Origin of the sequence: Yersinia kristensenii (assembly GCF_900460525.1) — a bacterium.
Taxonomy (GTDB): Bacteria; Pseudomonadota; Gammaproteobacteria; order Enterobacterales; family Enterobacteriaceae; genus Yersinia; species Yersinia kristensenii.
In genome coordinates this window covers 540,581-559,250 of record NZ_UHIY01000001.1, presented here as the reverse complement: position 1 = coordinate 559,250, position 18,670 = coordinate 540,581, and the positions used below count along the sequence as shown (strand labels likewise).

Sequence of the window (18,670 nt, the reverse complement as noted above, 5' to 3'; positions counted from 1 at the left end):
TTCACACCATTTCCTGATTATTTTGTTGCAAGCGCTGTTTCTCGATTTCGACCTGATGAGCGCGCCAGATGTTATTTAATACGTGAACCAATGCTTTGGCGGATGACTCGACAATATCTGTTGCCAGGCCGACACCATGGAAGCGGCGGCCTTTGTGGTCAACCACGATATCAACCTGACCCAATGCGTCTTTACCCTGACCATTGGCCGACAGTTGATATTTCACCAGTTCAATAGGGTAATCAGTAATGCGGTTGATGGCCTGATACACCGCATCAACGGGGCCATTACCGGTGGCCGCTTCTGATTTGACTTCTTCACCGCAAACCAATTTCACCGATGCTGTCGCCATCACGCTGGAGCCAGACTGCACACTGAAATAGTCCAAGCGGTAATGTTCTGGCTCTTCCTGCTGCTTATTAATGAAGGCCAAAGCTTCCAAATCGTAATCAAAAACTTGGCCTTTCTTATCCGCTAACTTCAAAAATGCGTCGTATAAGGAATCCAAATTATAGTCTTTATCCTGATAACCCATCTCTTCCATACGGTGTTTTACTGCGGCACGACCCGAGCGGGAAGTCAGGTTTAACTGCACTTCTTTCAAGCCGATAGATTGCGGCGTCATGATTTCGTAGTTTTCGCGATTTTTCAGCACGCCATCCTGATGAATACCGGAGGAATGGGCGAAAGCATTGCTGCCGACAATAGCTTTGTTTGCGGGTATTGGCATATTGCATAATTTACTGACCAATTGGCTGGTGCGGTAAATTTCTTGATGATTAATATTGGTATGCACACCCAGCATGTTTTCGCGCACTTTAATCGCCATGATCACTTCTTCCAGTGAGCAGTTACCTGCGCGCTCACCCAAACCATTAATGGTGCCTTCGACCTGACGTGCTCCGGCCTGTACTGCGGTAATGGAGTTGGCAACTGACATGCCCAAGTCGTCATGGCAATGGACAGAGATGATGGCTTTATCAATGTTCGGCACCCGATTATACAAGTCAGTGATGATTCCACCGAACTGATAAGGCGTGGTGTAACCCACGGTATCAGGGATATTGATGGTGGTGGCACCGGCATTGATTGCGGCTTCTACGATGCGGCACAAGTTATCAATTGGGGTGCGGCCGGCATCTTCGCAAGAGAATTCCACGTCATTGGTATAGTTGCGGGCGCGTTTCACTGAATGCACCGCCATCGCCAACACATCATCAAATGAGCGCTTTAATTTGGATTCAATATGTAAAGTGGAGGTCGCCAAAAACACGTGAATACGGAATGCTTCGGCAATACGCAAAGCTTCAGCGGCAACATCGATATCTTTGTCGACACAGCGCGCCAAGGCGCAAACCCGGCTATTTTTGACTTGCTGGGCGATGGTGCGAACTGACTCAAAATCGCCAGGGGAGGAAACCGGGAAGCCGACTTCCATGACATCGACGCCCATTCTTTCCAGTGCTAACGCGATTTGCAGCTTCTCTTTAACACTCAAGCTGGCTTGCAGTGCTTGTTCACCATCGCGCAAGGTTGTATCGAAAATAATGACTTGTTGGCTCATGGGTTATTCCTTGTCGTGTTTACATTTGCGCTTAGCGGGTAAAAAAAAACCCGCGCATTTGCGCGGGCTTGTTAATCTTGATGACTGAATCAGTTCTGATTTCCGTCCACCAACATACCGCGCAAGTGAGATGCGTTGAGTAGTAGGCCTAGTAGACGGGTTGAGTAGAACATAATTTTTCAGTTTCTCATTGGTTAAAATATTGCGTTACCTAAATTGATACGTGAATTCTATGGTTGTGTCAACATTTGTTTAAAATGGCGTGTTCAACTGGTTACGAGGATACTGAATTCAGTATAACGACATAAAAAGCTTAAAAATTAATTTTTAAAGGTGTTTAATCTGACTATCTAAACTGTGGAATTTGCATTGTTTGGCATAATACGCAAAATGCGGGGGATTGTGCTTTTTGTCTCTGTGATAAATTGTGCTTTTGTTATGTGATGAAGTGAGGGTCTGTTTACTTTATCTCTGTGGCTCTGATTAGTGTGTTTTTCAACTCGGTTGAGGGATAATTAAATTAAGAGATTAATAATTAACCGCAGGTAGTCCTATTTTTTATACAGATAGTGAATTTACACAGCAGTTATCTTATCTTAATGTGTATCTTTGCTCTTGTTTTTTTATACTTCATGACTATTTATATTAATTATAATTAGATTAAGTGAAGTATTTTATGTTTTTTGTATTTTTTTTAATATAATTAAGGGTTAATAAGTTATAAGTGAAGAATTTATTATTCATTAATGCCATAGTTGTTAATCCTCTCATTTTGTGATGTGAACATGTCAAAAGTTCTATTATTAATATTGATGAGGTGTGGCCTTAATATTGACAATGCAGATTGATTTTATTTACCATGCAAAATATTTTGCATATTCTTCTTGTTTATATATTTGTCTATAGTTTTTACCGATCACCAAATGCATTAGGTGTGATTTATATTTTCACACTTATACAAGGATGAGACTCGATTTTACCTCTTCAGGTATTAAAGAGAACATTGGTATCATTAATGATAAGTGTTCAAAGATATTTTGAAAAAATAATGAATATCTATGAGGTTATTTATTAATCATGCCATCTGCATAAAGCTTAGTGGAGTTAAGCATGTTTGAACACAACGTAGTAATCGACAGTCAAGTCACCAAAAAAGAAGGAAGCGACGTTCATTTACGCAGTGTCGACCTCAATCTATTAACTGTTTTCGATGCTGTGATGCAAATGCATAATGTGACACGTGCTGCACAGTCATTGGGGATGTCCCAGCCTGCGGTGAGTAACGCCGTAGCTCGTCTCAAAGTGATGTTTAATGACGAACTGTTTGTTCGTTATGGCCGAGGTATTCAGCCAACTGCCAGAGCACGCCAGCTTTTTGGGCCAGTACGACAAGCACTGCAATTAGTGCAAAATGAGTTACCAGGTGCGGGATTTGAAGCCAAAAATAGTGGGCGCGTATTTAATTTATCTATTTGTAGCCCTCTGGATATCAGGCTAACCGCACAAATCATACAGCGGGTTAATCAATTAGCACCCAATGTTCAGCTCATTATTAGATCTTATCTTAATGAGAATATTGAACATCAGTTACGTTATCAAGAAACCGAATTTGTTATTGGTTACACCAAGTTCGAACGTTCCGATTTTCATGATATATCATTATCCCAAGATGAGTCCGTTTTGGCAGTATCTAAAGATCATCCCCGTATTAATAATTCAATTACTCAAGAACAACTTCTTTCTGAATTACATGCGGTGGTGTCCTTAGATAAAGTGGGCTCTTTCAGTGAGCTTTATTATGAATCGGCCATCAGTAGCCAAACTATTGCTTATGAAAGTACCGATATGAACAGTGTGCTGAATATTGTCGCGCAAACTAGCCTTGTTGCGATTGCTCCTCGTTGGTTAGTTCAAACATATAGCGAGGCCCTTAATCTGAAACTTATCCCCTTACCGTGGGAGGAGACTTGCCGCCCATGTTATCTCACTTGGCATGAATCAACCGATAGAGATAAGGGACATCAGTGGATGAAAGAATTGCTCGGTCAACTTAGTATCCCTTCGTAATTATTATCCTTAAGTCCTGCCACTGAAATGGTCTTATTCTCAGTGGCAGGCAAGGGCAGTAGCCTAATTTAAAGTGAATCTTTTTGTATCCCATCCAGCAAAATATTTCTATCTGCCTTAATCCCCTTTCCGCCGTTCTGAGCGCTGTATTTTTCGTCAGAATCTATTTCAGCTCACACTTCTGCGCTGAATTTTATTTGCCATAGGCGACAGAGTGGGTAGACTGCGCGAAAAAAGTGAACGGCTGTAAGCTGAAAGCTCATAAGCAAAAGCAGTGGTACACTTTAACAAATGATTTCTCAGCGAGCTGCGATGTTATGACTCAACTATTAGATAAATATCACCCTGTGCGCCGGTTGCGCCAACAAATAAGCCAGAGAGCTGACAAGGTCGCGTTCCGTGAATGGTCGCCAGAGGGCGAAAATCAACTGACCTGGCGGCAGATTAATACTCATGTGACGCGGATTTCAGCGGCTTTGTTGTCTTTGGGTGTGGCAATCCAGGAGCGTGTTGGGATTTTTGCTAATAACAGCATGGCTTGGTCATTGGCAGATTTAGCTATTTTACAAATACGCGGCGTGAGTGTGCCCTTGTATGCCACCAATACGACCGCGCAAGCTGTTTATGTCGTGAATGATGCTGATGTGCGCATTTTATTTGTCGGTGAACAAGCACAGTTTGATGTCGCAATCACACTCAAGCCGCTGTGCCCACAACTGAGCCACATTGTGGTATTAGATCCCAATGTAGATTTACGTGGCTGCGAATATGCCCAACATTTGGCTGATTTTGAGCAGCAACCCGATGCGATACAACAGCATTTATTAACCGCGCGTATAGATGGTTGTGATTTAAGTGACTTATTCACACTGATTTATACCTCAGGCACCACCGGCGAGCCGAAAGGTGTGATGCTGGAGTACCGAAATATGGCCGCTCAGCTCTATTTGCATGACCAGCGCTTGGCCCTGACATCTGAAGATACCTCTCTTAGTTTCCTGCCGCTGTCCCATGTATTTGAACGGGCCTGGAGTTTCTATGTCATGCATACCGGCGCGCAAAATGTGTATATCAGGGACACCAATTGGGTGCGTGCCGCGATGCAGGCCGTAAAACCGACGGTCATGTGCGCGGTTCCGCGTTTCTATGAGAAAGTGTTCAGTGCTATAAATGACAAAGTTGCCTCGGCAAAATGGCATCGCCGGGTGCTATTCCACTGGGCGGTTCGGTGTGGCGAACGCAAATTCCAAGCTTTGCACAATGGGCAAACCTCCTCGTGGTTCTCTGAGCAGATGTTTAAGCTGGCGGATCGTCTGGTATTGAGTAAGTTGCGCGACCTGCTGGGGGGCAAAGTGCGTTTCTTACCGGCCGCAGGTGCACGGCTGGATGACAATATTATTCTGTTTTTCCAAGCGATTGGTATCAATATCAAGTACGGCTATGGCATGACAGAAACCTGTGCCACTGTCTCTTGTTGGGAAGAGAAAGACTTCCGGTTTGGTTCTATCGGTAAGCCATTACCGGGGATCGAGGTGCGTTTGGGCGCTGAAAATGAAATTCAGGTGCGTGGCCCGATTATCATGCGCGGCTATTTCAATAAACCGCAAGAGACCGCAGAATCTTTTACTGAGGATGGTTGGTTCAAAACTGGTGATGCTGGCGCGCTAGATCCACAAGGGAATTTATTCATCACAGAGCGGCTGAAAGATTTGATGAAAACATCTGGTGGGAAATACATTGCACCACAGATGATTGAAGGCACTTTGTGTCAGGATCGTTTTATCGAGCAGATTGCTATTATTGCCGATACCCGCAAATTTGTCTCGGCGCTGATTGTCCCGTGCTTCGAATCGCTGGAAGAATATGCGCATTCGATAAACCTGAAATATCACGACCGGCTCGAACTGTTACGTCATAGCCATATTGTCAGTTTGTTCGAACAACGGCTGAAAGAGATGCAAAAAGAGCTGGCAAAGTTCGAGCAGGTTAAGCGCTTTACTCTGTTGCCGCAGGCTTTCACGATGGAAACAGGTGAATTAACCCCCACCCTGAAATTACGGCGTAAAATCATTCTCCAGAACTATCAGAATGAAATTGACTCCATGTACCGCGATTAACCCATCAACTTTTCACCACATTGACCGGTATCTATCTGATGATACCGGTCAGTGCTGATTTTCTAACCCACTTTCTCTCTTCCCCTCTCTATATGCGTAGCAGCGATTATTTTGCTGTAGCTAATGGATAAAAATTCTCAGCCTGATTTAGTTCTATAATTGAGTGTTAATGCGACGTTAAAAACAAGAACTCCCACCCTCAGGCAGTGTTTTATTTTCATAATGAGGGTGAATGTAGTGTGTGGCCGACAGAATTGCCTTTAGTTGAGAGAATTGTTGTTTGCCTGCCAGAAATTCTGACGTTATGTTAATAAGTTAATTACGTTAATGAACATCCCAATACTTATATAAGCAAAGAATAACAAGCAAAGAATAGGAATAGAGGGCGTGGTGCCTTCCCTACCGGATCCTGTGGAAATGACTTCCCGTTATCCAATGAGCAAACTAAGTCTGGAGGCAAAACCCATGGAGATGTTGTCAGGAGCCGAGATGGTGGTCCGATCGTTAATCGATCAGGGCGTTAAGCATGTATTCGGTTATCCCGGCGGGGCCGTACTTGATATCTACGATGCCCTGCACACGGTCGGAGGCATCGATCACGTGCTGGTGCGCCATGAACAAGGTGCGGTTCACATGGCCGATGGCTATGCACGAGCAACCGGCGAGGTGGGGGTGGTGCTAGTGACATCCGGCCCCGGTGCGACCAATGCGATTACCGGTATTGCGACGGCGTATATGGATTCAGTGCCAATGGTGGTGCTTTCTGGTCAGGTACCGAGCTCACTGATTGGCTACGATGCTTTTCAGGAATGTGACATGGTGGGGATCTCCCGCCCGGTGGTCAAACACAGCTTCCTGGTCAAGCGCACCGAAGATATTCCAACCGTATTGAAAAAAGCCTTTTATTTGGCGTCAACAGGTCGTCCTGGGCCGGTAGTTATTGATCTGCCAAAAGATATTGTTGGCCCTGCGGTCAAAATGCCTTATGCCTATCCTGAACAGGTTAGCTTGCGCTCTTATAACCCGACGGTGCAAGGCCATCGCGGGCAGATCAAACGCGCGCTGCAAACCATTCTGGCAGCTAAAAAGCCGATTATGTATGTCGGGGGCGGGGCGATTAACTCGGCTTGCCATCAAGAATTACTGACATTCGCCGAGAAGCTGAATTTACCGGTCACCAGTTCTCTGATGGGGTTGGGGAGCTTCCCAGGGACTCATCGTCAAAGTGTCGGCATGTTGGGGATGCACGGGACGTTTGAGGCCAATATGGCCATGCACAATACCGATCTGATTTTTGCCGTGGGCGTGCGCTTTGATGACCGCACTACCAATAATCTGGCGAAATATTGCCCGAATGCGACTGTGGTACACATTGATATTGACCCAACATCCATATCAAAAACGGTGGAAGCTGATATCCCGATTGTCGGTGATGCCAAACAAGTATTGACGCAAATGCTGGACTTATTGCCGCAAATTGATTGCGCACAAGATTTTGATAGTTTGCGTGATTGGTGGCAATCCATTGAACAGTGGCGTGCTCGTGATTGCCTGAGCTACAGCCGGGACAGTGGCAAAATTAAACCGCAGGCGGTGATTGAAGCACTGCATCGCCTGACCAAAGGTGATGCTTATGTCACCTCGGATGTTGGTCAACATCAAATGTTCGCTGCACTTTACTATCCCTTTGATAAACCACGTCATTGGATCAACTCAGGCGGTTTGGGCACCATGGGCTTTGGTCTACCTGCGGCCCTTGGGGTGAAATTGGCTTTACCTAATGAAACCGTGGTGTGTGTCACCGGTGATGGCAGTATCCAAATGAATATTCAGGAATTATCTACCGCGCTGCAATACAACTTGCCAGTGTTGGTCTTGAACCTGAATAACCGCTATCTCGGCATGGTGAAGCAGTGGCAGGATATGATCTATTCTGGCCGACATTCACAGTCTTACATGGATTCTCTGCCTGATTTCGTCAAATTGGCAGAAGCCTATGGTCACATTGGTGTTTCCATTCGGACACCGGATGAGTTGGAAAGCAAGCTGGCCGATGCTTTGACACAATTATCCGAGACTGATCGCCTGGTGTTTGTGGATGTGACTGTCGATGAAACAGAGCATGTTTACCCGATGCAGATTCGCGGTGGTGGCATGGACGAAATGTGGCTTAGTAAAACGGAGAGGACATAATTATGCGCCGCCGGATTTTATCAGTTCTGCTGGAAAACGAATCAGGTGCCCTATCAAGGGTGGTCGGCTTGTTTTCTCAGCGCGGTTATAACATTGAAAGTTTGACGGTTGCGCCAACCGATGACCCGACACTGTCCAGAATGACTATCCAAACTGTGGGTGATGCCAAGGTTCTGGAACAGATTGAAAAACAGCTGCATAAGCTGGTGGATGTATTGCGGGTTAGCGAGCTGGTTTCGGGGTCACATGTTGAGCGCGAAATCATGCTGGTAAAATTACAAGCCAGTGGTTATGGGCGTGAAGAAGTGAAGCGTTGCGCTGAAATCTTCCGTGGGCAAATTGTCGATGTTACCGCCACGCTTTATACCGTGCAGCTTGCGGGTACCAGCGACAAACTGGATGCATTTTTGAATGCCGTGCGCGAAGTGGCCGAAATTGTTGAAGTGGCTCGCTCCGGTATTGTCGGTGTCTCCCGTGGTGACAAGATAATGCGTTAATCATGGTGATTAATACTGACTAATCTCCGATTATCAGGCTCAGCAGGTATGCTGAGCTTTTTTTTTCTTATTTTTTAACCTGGATAGCGTTATATAGCAGTGAAAGCGGTTGCTCAATAGTGAGTTCTGCGGTTAGATCATATCCATGGTCAAATTATGTCTATAGACATCTTAGTCTAACCGACGACATCACTTTACAGGGTTTATAAGGGGTCAATGTGAAACTGGATGAAATCGCGCGCCTTGCGGGTGTTTCGCGCACTACGGCCAGTTATGTCATTAATGGCAAAGCGAAACAGTACCGGGTCAGCGATAAAACAGTAGACAAAGTTATGGCGGTTGTCAGGGAACATAACTATCACCCAAATGCTGTTGCGGCAGGATTGCGCGCGGGCAGAACCCGTTCTATTGGTTTGGTTATCCCGGATCTGGAGAATACCAGCTACACCCGTATCGCTAATTATTTGGAGCGACAGGCTCGCCAGCGGGGTTATCAACTGCTGATCGCTTGTTCTGAAGATCAACCCGATAATGAAATGCGCTGTATCGAGCACTTGTTACAGCGCCAGGTTGACGCCATCATTGTTTCAACCGCCTTGCCGCCGGAGCACCCGTTTTATCAGCGTTGGGCAAATGATCCATTACCGATAATCGCACTGGATCGTGCACTTGATCGGGAACATTTCATCAGCGTCGTCGGTGCAGATCAAGAAGATGCGCAAATGTTGGCGCAAGAGCTGCGTTCTTTCCCTGCGGAGTCCGTTTTGTATCTGGGCGCACTGCCAGAACTATCCGTCAGCTTCTTGCGGGAGATGGGGTTCCGTGAGGCGTGGAAAGATGATCCGCGCAAGGTTGATTTCCTGTATGCCAATAGCTACGAGCGCGATGCTGCGGGGGTGCTGTTCGCTGAATGGCTGAAGACCCATCCAATGCCACAGGCATTGTTTACCACCTCGTTCCAGCTGTTACAGGGCGTTATGGATGTCACTTTAAAACAAAGTGGCCGTCTGCCAGCTAATCTGGCGATTGCTACTTTTGGTGATAATGAGCTGTTGGATTTCCTCGAATGCCCAGTATTGGCGGTGGCACAGCGTCACCGTGATGTTGCCGAGCGTGTATTGGAATTGGTATTAGCCAGCTTAGATGAGCCTCATAAGCCAAAACCGGGGTTAACCCGCATTCGCCGCAACCTGTTCCGCCGCGGCAGTTTAAGCCGCAAATAACTGAGTAATAAACATTTCGATTAGGACGCTTAATACCCAATAGATTTTATGGTGCAGGAAGGCGGCAAGCAAGAAAACCCCGATGAGCTTACATCAGTAAGTGATTCGGGTGAACGAGCGTAGCCAACACACCTGCAACTTAAAAGATGACGGGTATTCAAACATAGCCTGCGACACGGAATAACCTGCGGCAATACTCCAAAAAGTAGCCATAAGCCACACCCATTGCCATTGAAACCAAGGCGTTACTTGTTACCGCTGTGGTGATTTGCTCTAAATCAGCTCCGACTGACCATAGAATCATGGCATAAACCGGTGACTGGAAGCTGACATAGGCCAGTAAGTCGGCCAGACTTTTCGCCCAAAAATGCTCTCCAGCATGACAACGCGCAAAACGGATGAAAGCATCCCGATATACGCCGTAGGGCCAGGCAATAAGAATGTTGACGGGAATTGAGACCAGCCGGGAAGAGAGAGACTGCTGGAAGGTCATCCCCGAGATCACTATTTCAATTATCATGCCGATGACAAAACAATACACCACGAGTGCAAAAGTATCGGCTGCTGCACTACGCAGACGGGACCCAGTTGAAAACATTGTCATTAACTCCCTAATTGGGGGAAAAATCTGCCAGAATGGTAAATGTTGAAATTAATAGCAGATTTTATATATTGCTCATCATGTAAATTGCAGGTGATTATATTGTCATTTTGCTTTTTGTGTAGTTTACAGTGCTATTGTTGGTAATATAACCAGCTTAAAATTTTTATTTTTAACATTTGACTGGTTTTTATACTTTGTACTGTGAGGAATTGGACTTTTCGTGGTTTTTTAAACGGCGAGATACGTGTTTTTTGTTTAAAAACATATGGTTAACAATTTCATTGATTGGGAGGGAAACGCCGGGTAGCAAAAGGTAAATTTAAAATAATCAGAATAAAAAAATTAATTTACAGTTTTTTCCTAATTTAAGATTTATCTGTCTGAAGGTATTCATATTTCATCAATACCTAAAAATAGGCGCTAATAATTTATTTCAAAATAGATTAATTCTTATTGGTTAATTGAAGTAAAATGTCTGCCCGTTAACACTTGTTGTTATCAAGGGTATTATTGTATTGCTGTCTATTCTGCAGTTGGCTTCTCTGCTTTTTCTCAGGAAACACCAGTAGCCGCGGGTTTTGTGCTCAAACTGTATAATTTCAAGCCGTACGATTTTTAGCCTAAAAATGAGACATTCCTTGCAGAAGGAAATAATGCGTCAATTAATTGACAATTTATTATTTATTTAAGTTGCCGGAATTACTGGCGGAAAAATAGCCCGTTTATCATGACGTTAATTTCTATTTCAACCGCGAAAATAGCCCCTTATACGAGATATATCTCAAAAACGACCCATAAATATTGTTAAAGCGCATCCGCTCTGGCTTGACAAGGTTTTCATACCATCCGTAAACTCTTTAATGTGGGGATTTGTGGGGTAATGTGGTGAATTGGGTCATGAAGGGGTAACTCAGTCATGTTTCGTGGGGCAACGATGGTTAACCTCGACAGCAAAGGGCGGCTTGCCGTACCTACCCGTTATCGGGATTTGCTGAATGAGGAATCGCAAGGCCAGATGGTCTGTACCATAGACCTTCACCAACCATGCCTGTTGCTTTATACCCTCCCTGCATGGGAAATCATTGAACAAAAATTATCTCGTCTGTCGAGCATGAACCCAACTGAACGTCGAGTTCAGCGTTTGCTGTTAGGGCATGCCAGTGAATGTCAGATGGATGGAGCTGGGCGGTTACTGATTGCAGGAACATTGCGTCAGCACGCCGGGTTGAATAAAGAAGTGATGCTGGTTGGGCAGTTCAATAAGTTTGAACTGTGGGATGAACAGACCTGGTATCAACAAGTCAAGGATGACATCGACGCAGAACAGTCGACTCAGGAACCTCTTTCTGAGCGGCTACAGGACTTATCGCTATAAGCATGGTAGATAACAACAAAACTGTAGATAACAACTACAAGCATACAAGCGTATTACTGGATGAGGCGGTTAATGGCCTAAACATCCGTGATAACGGCATCTATATTGACGGAACTTTTGGCCGTGGTGGCCACTCGCGCCTGATTTTGTCCCAACTTGGGCCAGAAGGGCGTCTGATAGCAATTGATCGTGACCCTCAAGCTATTGAAGCGGCGAAATCGATTACCGACCCCCGTTTTTCTATCGTGCACGGCCCGTTTTCTGATTTGGCTCATTATGTGCGGGAATTGGATTTAGTCGGCCGTATCAACGGCGTATTGCTGGACTTGGGCGTTTCCTCCCCCCAATTAGATGATCCAGAGCGCGGTTTCTCTTTCATGCGTGACGGGCCGTTAGACATGCGGATGGATCCAACCCGTGGGTTATCAGCAGCAGATTGGCTGATGAAAGCGGGCGCTGACGATATTGCCTGGGTGTTGAAAACCTTTGGTGAAGAGCGTTTTGCCAAGCGTTTAGCCAAGGCCATTGTTGAGCGTAACCTCACGCAGCCAATGACGCGCACTAAAGAGCTGGCCGATTTGATTGCCAACGCCAGCCCATTCCGTGAAAAGCATAAGCATCCGGCGACTCGTAGCTTCCAGGCTATCCGTATTTATATCAACAGTGAATTGGAAGAGATAGAGCGCGCACTGGATGGGGCGCTTGAAGTGCTGGCACCTGAAGGCCGCTTGTCCGTCATTAGCTTCCATTCTCTTGAAGACCGTATCGTGAAAAACTTTATTCGTCATCACAGCCGTGGGCCACAGGTGCCGGCGGGGCTGCCATTGACGGAGGCACAGCTGCGCAGCATGGGTGGGCGCACCTTGAAATCCGCCGGCAAGATGATGCCTCCGGATGCCGAAGTGGCCGAAAACCCACGGGCGCGTAGCTCGGTATTACGTTTTGCCGAGAGGATTAAAGAGTGATAGGCAATGAACGCCACGGTTTAGTGGGGGTCATCGGCGGTGATTTAATCCGCAATGCGAAGATTCCCTTAATTTTACTGATCGCGGTGTTAGTGTCTGCTGTTTTGGTTGTGACCACAGCCCACCGAACGCGCTTGCTCACTGCTGAGCGCGAACAACTGGTGCTGGAGCGGGATGCGCTGGATATTGAGTGGCGCAACCTGATTCTGGAAGAAAACGCATTGGGTGATCACAGCCGAGTTGAAAGTATCGCGATTGACAAATTGAAAATGCAACACGTTGATCCATCACAAGAAAATATTGTGGTTCAGTAATGATTTTTTCCAATAAATAAAGGAATTTGTCGCCACCATGACTCTGAGTAGCCAAGGTAACGCATGAAAGCAGCGCGCCCCGGGAAGTTAAAGCGCCAGGAAGAACAAGCCAGCTTTATAAGCTGGCGTTTTGCGTTGTTGTGCGGCTGTATTTTGCTGGCATTGGTCGGCTTGATGTTGCGTACCGCCTATCTGCAAGTGATTAACCCCGATAAGTTGGTCCGCGAGGGCGATATGCGCTCATTGCGGGTACAAGAAGTGCCCACTGCACGCGGTATGATAAGTGACCGCTCTGGTCGACCGTTGGCCGTCAGTGTTCCGGTTAATGCGGTTTGGGCGGATCCGAAAGAGTTAACCGAGCGCGGTGGTATTACACTGGATACGCGCTGGAAAGCGTTGTCTGATGCGCTGGAAATCCCACTTGACCAACTGGCGGCCCGCATTAATGCCAACCCGAAAGGGCGCTTTGTTTATCTGGCCCGCCAGGTTAATCCGGCAATTGGCGACTACATCCATAAGCTGAAACTACCCGGCATCTATTTGCGTCAGGAATCGCGCCGCTATTATCCAGCAGGGCAGGTGATGGCGCATATCATTGGTGTGACTAACATTGATAGCCAAGGTATTGAAGGCGTAGAGAAAAGTTTTGACCGTTGGCTCACCGGGCAGCCCGGCGAGCGTACGGTCCGTAAAGACCGCTATGGCCGGGTCATTGAGGATATTTCCTCTGTGGATAGTCAGGCGGCGCACAATCTGGTGTTGAGTGTTGATGAGCGCTTGCAGGCGCTGGTATACCGCGAGCTGAACAATGCGGTGGCATTCAACAAAGCAGAATCGGGTACCGCCGTGCTGGTGGATGTCAACACCGGCGAAGTGTTGGCGATGGCGAACAGCCCATCCTACAACCCGAATAACCTGACCGGTACGCCGAAAGATGCCATGCGTAACCGGGCAATAACCGATATTTTTGAACCCGGCTCGACAGTTAAGCCAATGGTAGTGATGACGGCATTGCAGCACGGCGTAGTGAAAGAAAATAGCGTGCTGAACACCTTGCCGTACTTTGTTAACGGTCACCAGATTAAAGACGTGGCCCGTTACGCAGAGCTATCCGTCACCGGGATCTTGCAGAAGTCGAGTAACGTCGGTGTTTCTAAACTGGCGTTAGCGATGCCATCCTCAGCTTTGGTAGAAACTTACTCAAAGTTTGGGTTTGGGAAAGCGACCAATTTGGGGCTGGTCGGAGAAAGTAGTGGCTTATATCCTAAAAAACAACGGTGGTCTGACATAGAGAGGGCCACCTTCTCTTTCGGCTACGGGCTAATGGTAACACCGTTACAACTAGCGCGAGTCTATGCAACCATCGGCAGCATGGGGATTTATCGCCCGCTGTCGATTACTAAAGTTGACCCGCCAGTGGCTGGTGAACGCGTCTTCCCTGAACCGCTGGTGCGTACCGTGGTTCATATGATGGAGAGCGTGGCACTGCCTGGCGGCGGCGGCACCAAAGCCGCGATTAAAGGCTACCGTATCGCGATTAAAACCGGTACTGCCAAAAAAGTCGGCCCAGATGGCAAGTATATGGACCGATATCTCGCTTATACCGCTGGCGTCGCGCCCGCGAGTAACCCTAGATTTGCTCTGGTTGTGGTCATCAATGACCCGCAGGCAGGGAAATATTACGGTGGTGCGGTTTCTGCACCGGTGTTCGGTGCCATCATGGGCGGCGTGTTGCGTACCATGAACATTGAGCCAGATGCATTACCCACTGGTGATAAAAGCGAATTAGTGACTAATACAAAAGAGGGTTCAGGTGGCAGATCGTAACTTGCGCGACTTACTCGCTCCTTGGGGGCTAGACGTCCCGGAGCGTGCGCTACGGGAAATGACATTAGACAGCCGAGTTGCCGCTGCCGGGGATTTATTTGTCGCCGTTGTCGGCCATCAGACGGACGGGCGTCGCTATATCCCGCAAGCCATCGCCCAAGGTGTGGCGGCGGTAGTCGCGGAAGCCGATGGTGTGGCACCGGATGCTAGCATGGTCGAGATGCATGGCGTTCCTGTTATTTATCTGCGTGATTTGAATCAGCACTTATCTAACCTGGCGGGACAATTTTACCAGCAGCCGGGTGCCGCATTACGTTTGGTCGGTGTGACCGGAACCAACGGCAAAACCACCACCACCCAATTGTTGGCGCAATGGGCTCAGATGTTGGGCGAAACCAGTGCGGTGATGGGGACGGTTGGCAATGGTCTGTTAGGGCAAGTTATCCCCACTGAAAATACCACCGGCTCAGCGGTTGATATCCAGCATTTATTGCGCAACCTGGTGGAGCAAGGGGCGACTTTCGCCGCGATGGAGGTCTCTTCCCACGGTTTGATTCAAAACCGCGTAGCCGCATTACCGTTTGCTGCCGCAGTGTTCACTAACTTAAGCCGCGATCATCTGGATTACCACGGCAATATGGCCAGTTACGAAGCGGCAAAATGGCTGCTGTTTTCTACTCATCAATCCGAACACAAAATCATTAATGCTGATGATGACGTCGGCCGCCGCTGGTTAGGGCAATTGCCGCAAGCTGTTGCCGTCAGTATGGAAGAGAATGTGCCTGCGGGCTGGAATGGCCCATGGTTGTCTGCGACGCAGGTTCAGTATCACGATAACGGCGCCAGCATTGTTTTTGATTCAAGCTGGGGCGCAGGCCAATTAGAGAGCCGCCTGATGGGGGCATTTAACGTCAGTAATCTGCTGGTGGCGCTGTCAACACTGCTCTCTCTGGGTTATCCGTTGGCTGAATTATTAGCCTCAGCACCTAATTTACAACCGGTGTGCGGGCGTATGGAAGTGTTTAACGCGCCGGGCAAACCGACGGTAGTGGTGGATTATGCCCACACGCCAGATGCATTGGAAAAAGCACTGGCAGCAGCCCGCTTACATTGTAAAGGCCAACTGTGGTGTGTGTTTGGTTGCGGTGGCGATCGTGACAAAGGTAAGCGCCCACTTATGGGCGGTATCGCGGAACAGCTGGCTGATCGGGTGGTCGTCACTGATGATAACCCGCGCAGTGAAGAGCCACAGGCGATTGTCGCCGATATCCTCAGTGGCTTATTGGATGCTGGGCATGCGCAAGCCATCCATGGCCGTGCTGAAGCGGTCACCAGCGCCATTATGCAAGCTAAAGCCGATGATGTAGTGCTGATCGCCGGCAAAGGTCATGAAGATTATCAATTGGTCGGCAATCGCCGGCTGGACTACTCCGACCGTGTTACTGTCGCGCGTTTGTTGGGGGTGGTGGCATGATTAAGGTCTCCCTGCATTTTCTGTCCACACTGCTTAACGCTGAATATATTGTTAGCAATAAACAGGGTGAAAACGTCGAAATAACCGAAGTGACTATTGATACCCGTCAGGTCACGCCGGGGTGCCTGTTTGTGGCGCTGAAAGGCGAACGTTTTGATGGACATGATTTTGCAGAAGATGCTATTGCCGCTGGTGCCGGAGCTTTACTGGTAAGTAAACGCTTACTGGTGGAGGCACCGCAATTAGTGGTTAAAGACACCCGACTGGCATTAGGGCAATTGGCTGCCTGGGTTCGTGAACAAGTCCCTGCCCGTGTGGTGGCGTTAACTGGCTCATCGGGTAAAACCTCGGTAAAAGAAATGGTTGCGGCCATTTTACGCCAATGTGGCAAGGTGCTGTATACCGCCGGTAATTTCAATAATGATATCGGCGTGCCGTTGACCTTGCTGCGTCTGACCCCCGAGTATGATTTTGCTGTCATTGAACTGGGCGCTAATCACATTGGTGAAATTGCTTACACCACCGATTTAAGCCGTCCGGAAAGTGCTTTGGTGAACAATTTAGCCGCTGCCCATCTGGAAGGTTTCGGCTCACTGGCCGGTGTGGCGCAAGCTAAAGGCGAGATTTTTGCCGGTTTGCCCGCGAATGGCACCGCCATTATCAATGCTGACAGCAATGATTGGCCACACTGGCAGGAAACTCTGCATAACAAGCGAGTCTGGCGTTTTTCGCCTCATGGCGCAGAAGATATCGATTTTTTTGCCAGTGACGTGCGAATCACACCGAAAACCACGTATTTCACTTTGCATTCTCCCCTCGGGACTGTCGCTATCGAGTTGCCGCTTCCGGGGCGACATAACATTGCCAATGCGTTAGCCGCTGCGGCATTAGCCATGTCGGTTGGCGCGAGTTTAGCCGCCGTTCGCCAAGGGCTGACACAGTTACAAGCCGTGCCGGGCCGTTTATTTCCCATTGAGCTTTCTGCCGGCAAATTGTTGCTGGATGACAGCTACAACGCCAATGTTGGTTCCATGACCGCTGCTGCTCAAGTGCTGGCTGAAATGCCGGGCTACCGGGTGATGGTGGTCGGTGATATGGGCGAGTTGGGCGAAACCGCCGTCGATTGCCACCGTCAGGTGGGTGACGCCGCGAAACAGGCGGGTGTCGACAAAGTGCTGAGTGTGGGCGTATTAAGCCAGGCGCTGAGTGAGGCGAGTGAGTGCGGCGAACATTTTCAGGATAAGAATACATTGACAGCCCGAGTGAGTGAGTTGCTGCTCGAACACCCGGTTATCACCGTTTTAATTAAAGGTTCACGTAGCGCCGCCATGGAAAATGTCGTGCGTGCGTTACAGGAGAAAGCATCATGTTAGTTTGGTTGGCGGAATACTTAGTAAAATTTTACTCGGGCTTTAACGTCTTTTCCTATTTGACGTTCCGCGCCATTGTCAGTCTGTTAACGGCATTATTTATCTCATTGTGGATGGGGCCGCACCTGATCGCCTATCTACAGAAATTGCAGATTGGTCAGGTGGTGCGTAACGACGGGCCAGAGTCACATTTCAGCAAGCGCGGCACCCCCACCATGGGCGGGCTGATGATTCTGTTCTCCATCACTATTTCGGTGCTGATGTGGGCTTACCCGTCTAACCCGTATGTCTGGTGTGTGCTGTTCATTCTTATCGGTTATGGGATTGTCGGTTTTATTGATGATTACCGCAAAGTGGTACGCAAAGACACCAAAGGCTTGATCGCCCGCTGGAAATACTTCTGGCAGTCAGTCATTGCGCTGGCGGCCGCTTTCGCCATGTACAGCATTGGCAAAGACACGCCAGCCACCGAGCTGGTGGTGCCATTCTTTAAAGACATCATGCCGCAGCTTGGCTTGCTGTATATCCTGCTAGCCTACTTTGTGATTGTCGGCACCAGCAACGCGGTCAACCTGACCGACGGGTTGGATGGCTTGGCGATTATGCCAACGGTGTTTGTTGCGGCAGGTTTTGCCTTGGTTGCCTGGGCGACCGGTAACATGAATTTCGCTGCATATCTGCATATTCCTTATCTACGCCATGCCGGCGAGTTAGTCATTGTTTGTACCGCAATTGTCGGGGCCGGGCTGGGCTTTTTATGGTTTAACACTTATCCGGCGCAAGTGTTTATGGGCGATGTCGGCTCCCTGGCTCTGGGCGGTGCGTTGGGCACCATCGCGGTATTGCTACGCCAAGAGTTCTTATTAGTGATTATGGGCGGGGTGTTCGTGGTTGAAACACTGTCGGTAATCTTGCAAGTCGGTTCCTTTAAGTTACGTGGGCAGCGGATTTTCCGCATGGCCCCGATTCATCATCATTACGAACTTAAAGGCTGGCCGGAACCACGGGTGATCGTGCGCTTCTGGATTATTTCGCTGATGCTGGTGCTGATTGGCCTGGCGACGCTGAAGGTGCGGTAAT

Annotated in this window: 14 protein-coding genes; 12 read left to right on the top strand and 2 right to left on the bottom strand. The window is 48.1% G+C overall.

Annotated elements, in window-relative coordinates:
• Position 1: 1 nt before the first annotated feature.
• A complete protein-coding gene (gene leuA, locus DX162_RS02630) occupies positions 2-1,564 on the bottom strand; it encodes a 2-isopropylmalate synthase (protein WP_004388981.1) in 1,563 nt (520 codons plus the stop codon).
• 1,110 nt (positions 1,565-2,674) lie between these two features.
• On the opposite strand from leuA, the gene leuO reads away from it, so the two are divergent.
• The 5 genes from leuO to cra all read left to right on the top strand — a co-directional run bounded on the left by leuO (position 2,675) and on the right by cra (position 9,661).
• Complete coding sequence (leuO, locus tag DX162_RS02620) at positions 2,675-3,631, top strand: transcriptional regulator LeuO (RefSeq protein WP_004388983.1); 957 nt, start codon at positions 2,675-2,677, stop codon at positions 3,629-3,631.
• Between the two features lie 317 nt (positions 3,632-3,948).
• Entirely contained in the window at positions 3,949-5,748 is a 1,800-nt protein-coding gene (locus tag DX162_RS02615; protein ID WP_004388984.1) for an AMP-dependent synthetase/ligase, read from the top strand.
• Between the two features lie 465 nt (positions 5,749-6,213).
• Positions 6,214-7,941: an acetolactate synthase 3 large subunit gene (gene ilvI / locus DX162_RS02610; RefSeq protein ID WP_032819136.1), complete on the top strand. Its 1,728-nt coding sequence runs from the start codon at positions 6,214-6,216 to the stop codon at positions 7,939-7,941.
• 2 nt (positions 7,942-7,943) lie between these two features.
• Positions 7,944-8,438, top strand: coding sequence for an acetolactate synthase small subunit (gene ilvN, locus DX162_RS02605; RefSeq protein WP_004388986.1), 495 nt, complete (start codon positions 7,944-7,946; stop codon positions 8,436-8,438).
• A 218-nt stretch (positions 8,439-8,656) separates the two neighbouring features.
• Positions 8,657-9,661: a catabolite repressor/activator gene (cra, locus tag DX162_RS02600; RefSeq protein WP_004388987.1), complete on the top strand. Its 1,005-nt coding sequence runs from the start codon at positions 8,657-8,659 to the stop codon at positions 9,659-9,661.
• A 157-nt stretch (positions 9,662-9,818) separates the two neighbouring features.
• Here cra and DX162_RS02590 read toward each other — a convergent pair whose 3' ends face one another.
• On the bottom strand, positions 9,819-10,259 hold the full coding sequence (locus tag DX162_RS02590; protein WP_004388988.1) for an L-alanine exporter AlaE: 441 nt from the start codon (positions 10,257-10,259) through the stop codon (positions 9,819-9,821).
• Between the two features lie 922 nt (positions 10,260-11,181).
• On the opposite strand from DX162_RS02590, the gene mraZ reads away from it, so the two are divergent.
• The 7 genes from mraZ to mraY all read left to right on the top strand — a co-directional run bounded on the left by mraZ (position 11,182) and on the right by mraY (position 18,669).
• Entirely contained in the window at positions 11,182-11,640 is a 459-nt protein-coding gene (gene mraZ, locus DX162_RS02585) for a division/cell wall cluster transcriptional repressor MraZ (RefSeq protein ID WP_004388989.1), read from the top strand.
• Between the two features lie 2 nt (positions 11,641-11,642).
• Positions 11,643-12,605, top strand: a complete 963-nt coding sequence (gene rsmH, locus DX162_RS02580; protein ID WP_004388990.1) for a 16S rRNA (cytosine(1402)-N(4))-methyltransferase RsmH — start codon at positions 11,643-11,645, stop codon at positions 12,603-12,605.
• Positions 12,602-12,919, top strand: a complete 318-nt coding sequence (ftsL, locus tag DX162_RS02575; RefSeq protein WP_032819138.1) for a cell division protein FtsL — start codon at positions 12,602-12,604, stop codon at positions 12,917-12,919. The genes rsmH and ftsL overlap by 4 nt, the downstream gene beginning before the upstream one ends.
• A 63-nt stretch (positions 12,920-12,982) precedes the next feature.
• A complete protein-coding gene (locus DX162_RS02570) occupies positions 12,983-14,746 on the top strand; it encodes a peptidoglycan glycosyltransferase FtsI (protein ID WP_004388992.1) in 1,764 nt (587 codons plus the stop codon).
• Positions 14,733-16,220 (top strand): UDP-N-acetylmuramoyl-L-alanyl-D-glutamate--2,6-diaminopimelate ligase, encoded by a 1,488-nt coding sequence (murE, locus tag DX162_RS02565; RefSeq protein ID WP_032819139.1) that lies wholly within the window; start codon positions 14,733-14,735, stop codon positions 16,218-16,220. The genes DX162_RS02570 and murE overlap by 14 nt, the downstream gene beginning before the upstream one ends.
• On the top strand, positions 16,217-17,593 hold the full coding sequence (murF, locus tag DX162_RS02560) for a UDP-N-acetylmuramoyl-tripeptide--D-alanyl-D-alanine ligase (protein WP_032819140.1): 1,377 nt from the start codon (positions 16,217-16,219) through the stop codon (positions 17,591-17,593). The genes murE and murF overlap by 4 nt, the downstream gene beginning before the upstream one ends.
• The gene (gene mraY, locus DX162_RS02555; RefSeq protein ID WP_032819142.1) at positions 17,587-18,669 is read left to right on the top strand and encodes a phospho-N-acetylmuramoyl-pentapeptide-transferase; all 1,083 of its coding nucleotides are present in this window, start codon (positions 17,587-17,589) and stop codon (positions 18,667-18,669) included. Before murF ends, mraY begins: the two co-directional genes overlap by 7 nt.
• The last annotated feature ends 1 nt before the right edge of the window (position 18,670 follow it).